At 37.3% G+C, this 9,415-nt stretch carries 6 protein-coding genes; all 6 read right to left on the bottom strand.

Going from position 1 to position 9,415, the window contains the following annotated elements; translation table 11 throughout:
* Window positions 1-155: 155 nt before the first annotated feature.
* Window positions 156-983 (bottom strand): histidine phosphatase family protein, encoded by an 828-nt coding sequence (locus AB1422_03350; GenBank protein MEW6618381.1) that lies wholly within the window; start codon window positions 981-983, stop codon window positions 156-158.
* The gene (locus AB1422_03355; protein ID MEW6618382.1) at window positions 958-3,234 is read right to left on the bottom strand and encodes a PBP1A family penicillin-binding protein; all 2,277 of its coding nucleotides are present in this window, start codon (window positions 3,232-3,234) and stop codon (window positions 958-960) included. Before AB1422_03355 ends, AB1422_03350 begins: the two co-directional genes overlap by 26 nt.
* A gap of 72 nt (window positions 3,235-3,306) precedes the next feature.
* Complete coding sequence (locus AB1422_03360) at window positions 3,307-4,233, bottom strand: hypothetical protein (GenBank protein ID MEW6618383.1); 927 nt, start codon at window positions 4,231-4,233, stop codon at window positions 3,307-3,309.
* Window positions 4,202-4,753, bottom strand: coding sequence for a prepilin-type N-terminal cleavage/methylation domain-containing protein (locus tag AB1422_03365; protein MEW6618384.1), 552 nt, complete (start codon window positions 4,751-4,753; stop codon window positions 4,202-4,204). Before AB1422_03365 ends, AB1422_03360 begins: the two co-directional genes overlap by 32 nt.
* On the bottom strand, window positions 4,750-7,524 hold the full coding sequence (locus AB1422_03370) for a kelch repeat-containing protein (protein ID MEW6618385.1): 2,775 nt from the start codon (window positions 7,522-7,524) through the stop codon (window positions 4,750-4,752). The genes AB1422_03365 and AB1422_03370 overlap by 4 nt, the downstream gene beginning before the upstream one ends.
* A 602-nt stretch (window positions 7,525-8,126) precedes the next feature.
* Complete coding sequence (locus tag AB1422_03375; protein MEW6618386.1) at window positions 8,127-8,972, bottom strand: hypothetical protein; 846 nt, start codon at window positions 8,970-8,972, stop codon at window positions 8,127-8,129.
* Between the last annotated feature and the right edge of the window lie 443 nt (window positions 8,973-9,415).

A 9,415-nucleotide genomic window follows, 5' to 3' on the forward strand; every position in this document is an offset into this window, starting at 1 on the left:
GGGAGTTAGGGGGTTGTCCTTCTCCCATTTTCATTGCCCTTTGTGAGCCCTGGCTCATGTCCGTTTCTCCTGAAGATATTTATGTGCCATAATAACCCATTCTTTAGCATCCTCTTCTGAAAATTCTACAGTAGAATCATAATCACCTCTTCCCTTTACCATGTGACCAAATCCTCATCAAAATCCAGATGGCAGGTATCATTAAAGACTAAAACGCAAGGAAATTCTTTATAAAAACTTATGATTGTTACCGCACTATTCTTAAGTGAGATAGACCATACCTTGTTTAAATTCATCTCTAATAAATGGGCTAAATAAGTAGTAATCACGCCGCCATGTGTGACGACAAGAACCTGTTGGTCAGGATGTTTTGTCCTGATTTCATCGAATACTCGGACGACCCGCTCTTTAAATTCTAAAAGTGTCTCTGCACCGGGGATTCTTACTTCTAATGGTTTTTGATACCATTCCTTATATAGTTCTTTGTTTTCTTTTCGGACTTGATTTATAGTTTTTCCTTCCCAGATACCCAGTTTGATTTCATGCAAGTCTTGATGGATAAGAATATCGTTTTTAGAATTAGTTAAAATCTTAGCGGTCTGGTAGGCACGACTTAAATGACTGCTATAAACCGCATCAAATTTCGTTCCATTAAACCGCTGAGCCAGGAGTTGCGATTGTCTATATCCTTTTTCACTTAATTTAGGATTTCTTATTCCTTGCACTCGGTTTAATTTATTCCATGTAGATTCACTATGTCGGACCAAGATTAATTTCATGTTATTTTCCTGAAAATAGACTACAGACCATAGACCAAAGAAAATCGGAACTTGGGGAAGGCTGGTAGCCGCAGGCTTCAGCCTGATTTCACCTGAACCATCAAACTCATTTTCATCTTCGTTTGTGCCTACTCCCTGTGGGCATGACCGTTCTCCTGAAAATAGAAGTGATACTTCGTTATTCTTCAAGTCTGATTTTATCAAATTCCTCCAGATTCTCTTCTTCAGCAGGCGTGATTGAAGAAGAAACCGTTTCTGTTCCTTGTTCCAGAATACCTTCTTCTGTATGGAGATGACAATATTCAGTTGGGGAATTGCCTTCAATAAATATCTCTGACCTGGTTTTGGGACAATATTTCGTTGCCAATAAACCGGTAGTTGGGTCAACTGTTGCAAAGGTAACCCCGGTGGGAACCGTGAAATCCTGTATTTCCAACAAATGCTGGATTTTTTCCATAAAAGTTGTCCAGATAGGTGCGGCAACGACTCCGCCTGCCTGACCATAACCTAATGTTCGCTGGCCACGGTCATATCCAATCCAGACACTTGCTACTAATTCTGGTGTAAAACCAATAAACCAGGCATCAACATAATCATTAGTTGTGCCAGTTTTACCAGCAACAACTCTATTTATATGGTTTCCAACCGAATATTTTGCCGTGCCTCGTGTTACTACCCCTTCCAGCAAATTGGTAATTATGTAGGCTGTTTGCGGTGAAAGCACCCTTTCCTCATCAGGTGTTCTTTCTTCTAATATATTTTGATTATGGTCTTTGAGACATTTTATAGCAATCGGGTCAACCTTAATTCCCTGGTTAGCAAAGATACCAAAAGCCATTGTCATTTCTAATGGGGTGACCACCTTTGTTCCCAGTGCCAGTGATAAATCCTGCTCAAATTTACCTTTAATCCCCATCCGACGGGCATATTCAATTACCTTTCGGACACCTACCTTTTCCAACAAATCAATCGTGGCTAAATTAAGCGAATATTCCAGAGCAGACCTTAATGTCACCTTACCATGATAATTACCTTCATAATTACTTGGTTCCCAAACCTGTCCTTCTTTAACCCCTTGATAGGTTCTGGGAGAATCATCTAAAATACTTATTGGTGTAAATCCCTCGTCAATAGCCGCGGCATAAATAAATGGTTTAAATGCAGACCCTGCTTGCCTTCTGGCATATATTCGATTTAACTGATTCTCGTAGGAAAAACCACTTCCGCCAACCATTGCCTTGATATAGCCATTTCTGGGGTCAATGGCTAAAAGTGCTCCTTCTATTTGTGGTTCACCTGATTTCTTCGCTTGATTTAATTGCCTTAATCCATCCTGAAGAACCTGGGATGCCGCTTCTTGCATCTCTAAATCTAAAGTCGTATAAACATTTAAACCAGCGGTATAAAGTGCATTACTCCCATATTCTTCCTCGAGTATTTGTCGGATATACTCCGTAAAATAAGGGGCTTTATTAATACTTGTTTTTGTTTTGGCAAATTTTTTTTTAGATATAATCTCTACCTGAGTGGCAAATGCCTTTTGTGCCATCTCCCTTTGTTCAGAATTAATAAATCCTTCTTCTTCCATTCGTTTTAAGACAAATGCCTGGCGATTGATTGCTCTTTTGGGATAAACAAGGGGTGAATAACGGACAGGTGAACCTGGCAGACCAGCAAGCATAGCAATTTCAGGTAATTTTAACTCCTTGACCCGCTTATCAAAATAATACATTGCCCCAGCCTGAACTCCATAGTTACCATGGCCATAATATATTTTATTAAAATATCTCTCTAAAATTTCATCTTTAGTTAATTTCTGCTCAATCAAAAGAGCGATTAATATCTCTTGTATTTTTCGACGATAAGTTCGTTCCTGGGTTAAAAACAGATTTTTTGCCAATTGTTGGGTAATCGTGCTGCCACCCTGGGTTATTTTACGGTGACGAATATTAGCCACAAACGCCCTTAAAACACCAAAGATATCTACCCCTTTATGTTTATAAAATTGATTATCTTCGACAGCAATCACGGCATCTTTTAATGTTTGAGGGATGCTTTCGAGACTGACTAATTCTCTTTTTTCTTCGGCAAATTCCGCAATTACTTCATTATTTAAAGAATAAAGTTTAGTTGGAATTTTCCAGACTTCTATACCTTCATATTTTAAAATAGGCTCTAAATTAGGTAGATGTGTTAGAAAGGAGACAATTATTCCTCCTCCCATTCCAGCAATGATAAATATACTTAATAAACACCCAATCAAGATAAATTTTGGGATAGGTCCTAATTGTCGTTTTGACTTTTTAGTCTTAACCACTGAAGGGTAAATAGTTGTTGGCATTGTTCTGTAATATTTATGTCTTCGTCGTTTAAACATAGTTCTCCTGAAAATAGGAAGTAGAGAGTAGAAAGTAAAGAAAACATCACTCCTCACGCCTATCTCCTTACCTCCCACCTCCTATCTCCTACCACTATTTTCATCCTCCTTTGTGTCCACCCTGTGGACATAAGCGTTTCTCCTTCGTTTTTACAAATTCCGAAAATAAACCCTTGTCGTTATCGTAATTCCATTAAAATAATCTTCATCTATCTTACCATCCAGATCATTATCCATCCCATCTATTACATCTTCTTGTATTGCCCCATCTCTATCATCATCACTATCCACTTTTAAAGTAATCATTATCAGTTCAATCTGCCTTATTTTACTAAGTCCAGTTGGAATTCCTGCCGGAAGTTCTTCATCTGAAGTAAAATACCTGAATTCTAATTGACTAATATCTCTTGAAATTAATGTTGCACTACCTTGTTGATTCCAGGAGCCCGCTGAATTTTTATGATAGATAGTTTTGTATAATTCACCCTGCTGATAGATTCTACCATTTCTTAGTTCGTTAATTTGTTTAAATTCATACCTAACAGCCAAACCATAATCATCGCCCAGAGGATTATTCGCTAAAAGGAGAGAAGTCGTGCCTTCTGGATTATCGGAGTCATAGGGCGAGATAACCGTAATCGTTGGAATCCCTTTTTTTAAATCGGTAGTAGTAGGAGACCCTTGATTAATTATTGCAAAATCTGTGTGGATAGTATTAGTGCTTTCACAAAATCCATTCTGGCTATCAACAATCCCATAACCTATAATAATAGAATTTGTTCCTAAGGTAATTGGTTGCTCCACATCAAATTGTGGTCCATAAATAGAATATCCTCCTCTTAAAGTAGATAATACTCCTTGTTTTTCAAAATCTGTTCTACCCTCTTCTCCTTCTAAAATCAATTTTACTATTTCTTGAGGTTCAGTAGGAACGCCTTTTACCATAAAATCCATCCCCTGCCTCATAAATAAAATAACAACCATCGCTATTACTGCCAGGATACCTGCTCCGACAATAAATTCTAAGAGGGTAGTTCCTTGTTCTTTATTTTTTAGAAATACAAGTGGATACTTCACGTTTGCGGATAATTCCTCCTTCTATCCATTCTATAAGAACCTTTATTCCTTTATAATCCTGTGTAGTCCAGGTAGTTTCGTTATCATCGACCCAGTAAGTAAATACAGTCTTTGTTCCATTGGTAGTTTGTGTTCCTACACCTATAGTCACCAATAAATCTTTATGGTCATGGAGTAAAGTTGTTGAGGTGCACATAGTTGGGTTGCTATTTGTGCAAGTAGTATAAGTAGCAAGATAAAGAGTTGGTGGGAAATTTCCTGCTGGATACCCTGAATAATATGTCGCTCCTTTTTCATACCAGGTTGGAGTAAAAGTAGCAGGGCAGGGAACGCTATCATAAGAAACCTTTTTTATGCTCTCCATTGTTTCCTGACATAGGTTGATGGCTACTTCTGCGTTTCTTGAAGTAATTACATTTTTGTAGGAATAATTGATGCAGTTAAAAATAGCTAAGGCAAAAATTGTAAAAATGAGTGCCGCTATTAATATCTCTACTAAACTAAATCCTTCCTCCCTCATAAACTAACCTCACGCCAACTAATAACATCACCCGTCATACTTTCTTCTGGCCACCAAAGAGTATTTTTTAATTGCTCATCATAAATTACCTTACCATTACCAGTAATATCTACCTCATTCCCCACTAACTGACCATAGACATTACCATTTCCTGTAACAGAAATTTCAGCCGCAGGAGCATAAACAGTCCCAAAGAATCTATCGTTTCCTGTCAGGGAAATAGAATTAACAGCATTTGTGCAATAAATATGGAAATTAGTCGTAACCCCATTTGAATTGTTTTCATAATTGGCACCACCCTGGCCAGTAATATCTATGTTGCCCGTGCAATAGAGTTTTACCTTACCCACAATAATCAATTGTGCCTGCCCGCTTATCTTTATGCCATTACAAGTATATGTTCCTTCAGTCAGAGTTAATTCATTACTACCTGTAATATTTATAGTTGTTGAAATGGCATCTGCTGGAACAGTAACCGCAGGTAATGAAATATCAGTGCCCTGTGAATCTTTTTTCCCTGTAACACTGGCATTTCCAGTAAGATTAACCGTTTCTTCAAGACCAGAAAAGGCATTTCCATCTACACAGGCGTTACCGGTTAGAGAAACATTTCCATTAGAAAAGACATTTCCACCATGGAGGGCATTTTCTGATCCATACTTACCGTTATCAGAGTTATAACTATCTGTTCGAGCATTTCCGGTTAAAGCTATATCGGATTTACAAATTATCGCTCCATCAAACCCATTTGCTCCGGTCATTGGGGTTATGGCTACTATCGCCTCAATCCTGCGATGAACTGTTTTGCCAAATAGTTGTTGTTCTCTTGAAGTAACGACAATTTTGTATGTTCCTCCACCTCCTTCAGTAGCCTCTTTCTCTCTAACATAAAATTCAGCTACGGATAGATACATAGCGTTAACATAACTTTTAGAGATACGTCCATAGTAGGTATCGTCTCCTTCTACTACATACGGATTAAGATATACTCTGTTTGGGTCTCTAAAATGGTGAGCAGTACCCCCAAGCATGTAGAACCTATTCTCCACATTGGCTAATACCTGATTAGTAATTCCTACTCCATCCATTCCACCATTAGTGTCCATATCCATAGTTGGTGCATTCTCTAATTTTACCCACGATGTCCCATCAAAGACATATAGTTCTTTATTCCACCGATAATAAGAACCTGACATTTGTCCTTGCCAATCACGATAGCTGTCATAACTTCCATAAGGACTTCCATCCTTATAATCATAGAATAAATCCCTTTGAGCTACCTGTTCATGAGTCGTTCCACTGGTTATTATTTTATCTGGATTTTTATCATCAGGAATATAAGTTCCATACCATATTCCATCCTTTCTATAACCAGGTCCATCAAAGTAAGTTCTCAGAAGACCATTATTTCCCCCCGTAACATAAATTTTATTATCTACCACTATTGCTTGATGGTCAGCTAATCCTGGTCGGTTAGAAAAACTTAATCCATGGTCTACACCATATCCTTCATCCTTCCAATATTTTGAGTATTCTGGGTCGCGCACATGGAGTTTGATACCAGATACCGATTTACTAAATCCTTCTATTTTATCTCCTTCACCCCAGGGTGCAAGATCTTCAGGACAGACAGTATTGGAGTCGTCTGACAACCAGGGCATATGTGCGGCTGGTGTAGAGCTACCTGTAGTTGGATTATACTCCCATACAGTTCGACTATGACAACCCGATTGTGTAGTTACTTGCCCTCCAGTATCAGGGTCAGGACCCATTGACATACCTGTTTTAGGTATTCCTCCCACATAATATATTTTATTACCAATTACCCCTGCCGCTCCATAATATCTACCATCAGGTAAAGGGGTTAATTTCGTAACCTGATTAGTTGTCGGGTTAAATTCTACGACCAAACCATATTCTGCCCCACCATTATATTGCCCTCCAACAATATAGATTTTATCACCCAGAACTACGGCTGAATGATAATTAACATCAGTTATGCCTATACTTGTCATATTTGCTACCTGCTCCCATTTATCATCAGCAGAATTTAGTAAGTCATTACCTGGATTATAGGTAATTACAGCCGGGTCTGGACCAAACATATACATCTTATTATTATAATTCACCGCGGCAAATTTACTTTTATTTCCATAAGGATTTGTTCCTAATTCTTTCCAGGTATCGCTTCTGGGGTCATATGCCAACATAACATTGTCACTATATAACTTTGCCCGATAACCCCAATAGTTAATCTCATCTTTATACGAGCTGTTACCTCCATGCTGTGTAGATTTTTCAGGTTGGCCATAACCACCAAACATAAATACTACACCATTAATGGTGACAGCGGCAGAATTTCCTTTAGGACGAGGGATATTAGCAGCGGCAGGATGGATATACCATCTATTTTCCTGTTCCCGGGGTGGCAAGGGAGTGTATCCTTCTCCACCTCCAGTAATAAGATATATCTCTGCCTCGTAGGACTTTTGGGAGTTATTATCTACATTTCCAGTGATAGTTACTTTTGGATTTGCTGATGTAGGCCCTTGCCAATTAGGTAGTTTATCATCATTGATTAAATACCAGACAGCCCGCTCAAGCCCTGCTTCAGCAGTAGAAAGGGCAGTAGTGAAGCGTTCTTCTTTATAAGATTTGTTAAGTTGTGTTCGTGAGACAAGTAAATAACTAATGCTTATCATACTTAAAACGAAGATTACAATTAACACCACTACCAGGGCAATACCTTTTTCATTATTTACCTTTTTCATTTTAACTTACCTCCTTTTCTCCCTTTCCCTCTCATTTAGTATAATACCATATAAAATATGAAAAGTCAAGCGAAAAAAAATTCAACCTGTGAAATAGGAATATTTTGAGCGTGGTTAGTATAAGAAGGGGGATAAGGGGATAAAGGAGATATGGAGATTATAAATTCTGTAACCGTTCAGCCTTGCCCATCAAACTGTCCAATATTAACTCAAAACTTAAAACTATAGCGGTTATTAACTGGAAGTTTACATAGGATAATACCCATAAATAAGGCATGAGAATAATCGTTCCGTTAGGAACATAATATCGGTAGGAATAGATAGACAAATCAATCAGTTCCGTAGGAACGATATATTGGTAGAAAATTTAATTCTAAGTAAAGTTTTGAATAATAACTGCTATAATGTCCTCCATTCAGCCACTGATTATCACGGATTAATACAAATAGAATAGAATGAGTTAAAATATGAAAGATAACAGAGGATATTATTTATACAAGTATTGGTGCAAAATAGTTTTGAGTTTTAAGTTGTAGTTTTGAGTTTTGCGTTTTGAGATTTGAGTTATAGGGACATATTTTTATCTATACCTGAACGGTTACTTAGCTCTTTGGTTCAAAGATCAAATCCTCTGGTTTATGTGAAAACTTTATGTTTCTTCCATTTATGGTAAGCAAATCAATTAGATTTACTTTCTTCCCAGTGCTTCTAATTTTTACTTTATCCTTTTTCTCTTTAAGGTATCCAGCAAGTTGAGAGAAATCACTACACTCCTGAAAAAATGTCGTCAATCGCCTGAATAGTTTAGGGAGAATTACAATATCATCACTAATTGTAGAGGTATTCCAGAGAGTAAAGTTACTTGTTTTATCTAATGTCCAAAGTCCAACTAAGTTATCCCGGCAAGTTTTTGTAATATCTGTAAATAACTTCAGTAACTTATCCTCCATTGTGCTGTAAAAGGTAGGATAAACAAGTCCCATCTTTGCCATTTTTACATTGATGCACTTATCCAGAGGTAGTTTTGATAAAGGGATTTCATCGCCGTCATTAAGGTTGACATCCTTAGGAAAAACTAAGGAGACTGGACGGTCGTATGTATCTAATGTTTGGCTTGCTATAAAACCTTCTGTGCCGTCTTTAGCAGAATAAATTTTCGTTAGACTTAGATTATAAACTACATTCTGAATTTCAATCAGCCCAAGAAGAACTTCAAGAGCGGCTATACCCAAAACGCGGGGTTGATGTGATTCTTCATAATGTGTTTCAAGGGCGTCAATAGCTTCGAAGCGTAACTGCTTTTTTTTACCTTTCTTCTTTTTTCCATCCTTCCAACTAAAAAAATTCCAATTGCTCTGTGTAATTGCCTCAAATCTAATAGAGTCTCCATCTGGAGAATACCCCGTAACATAGAATTTTCCCTTAATAACTTTGTATAAACTACTCATTTTTTACCTCCTTATCTGTGGCTAAAATATATCTTGAATGGTTAACCACAATTTAAAACTCCTCCTCCTCACTTTTCTTAACAAGTATAACAAAAAATTATTCTAATGTCAAATGTTTTTTTATCCGTAAAAAAATCTCGGTCAATGGACTGGACAGGGTACAAATATGAAATTTTCGTTGACAAATTAGTTTATTTATATTACATTATAATGTGGTCGAGGGTCCAATTCGGGGCAGACCTCGAGTGAGTGTTGACAGGGTGACCGAGAATTACAGAAAAGCAAAATTCTTTATCTAAATTTACTTAATAAACTACTGATTATTTCAGATTAAATTGATTGTCAATGAAATTGTAGAATTGGTGTTAAAAAATCATCTTAACCTCTTGATTTTCCTTGCCGTTAGGGCTAATTGAGTAGAAGATATTTTTAAAAAATTTCGG

Source organism: bacterium, assembly GCA_040757115.1.
Lineage (GTDB): Bacteria > UBA9089 > CG2-30-40-21 > CG2-30-40-21 > SBAY01 > JBFLXS01.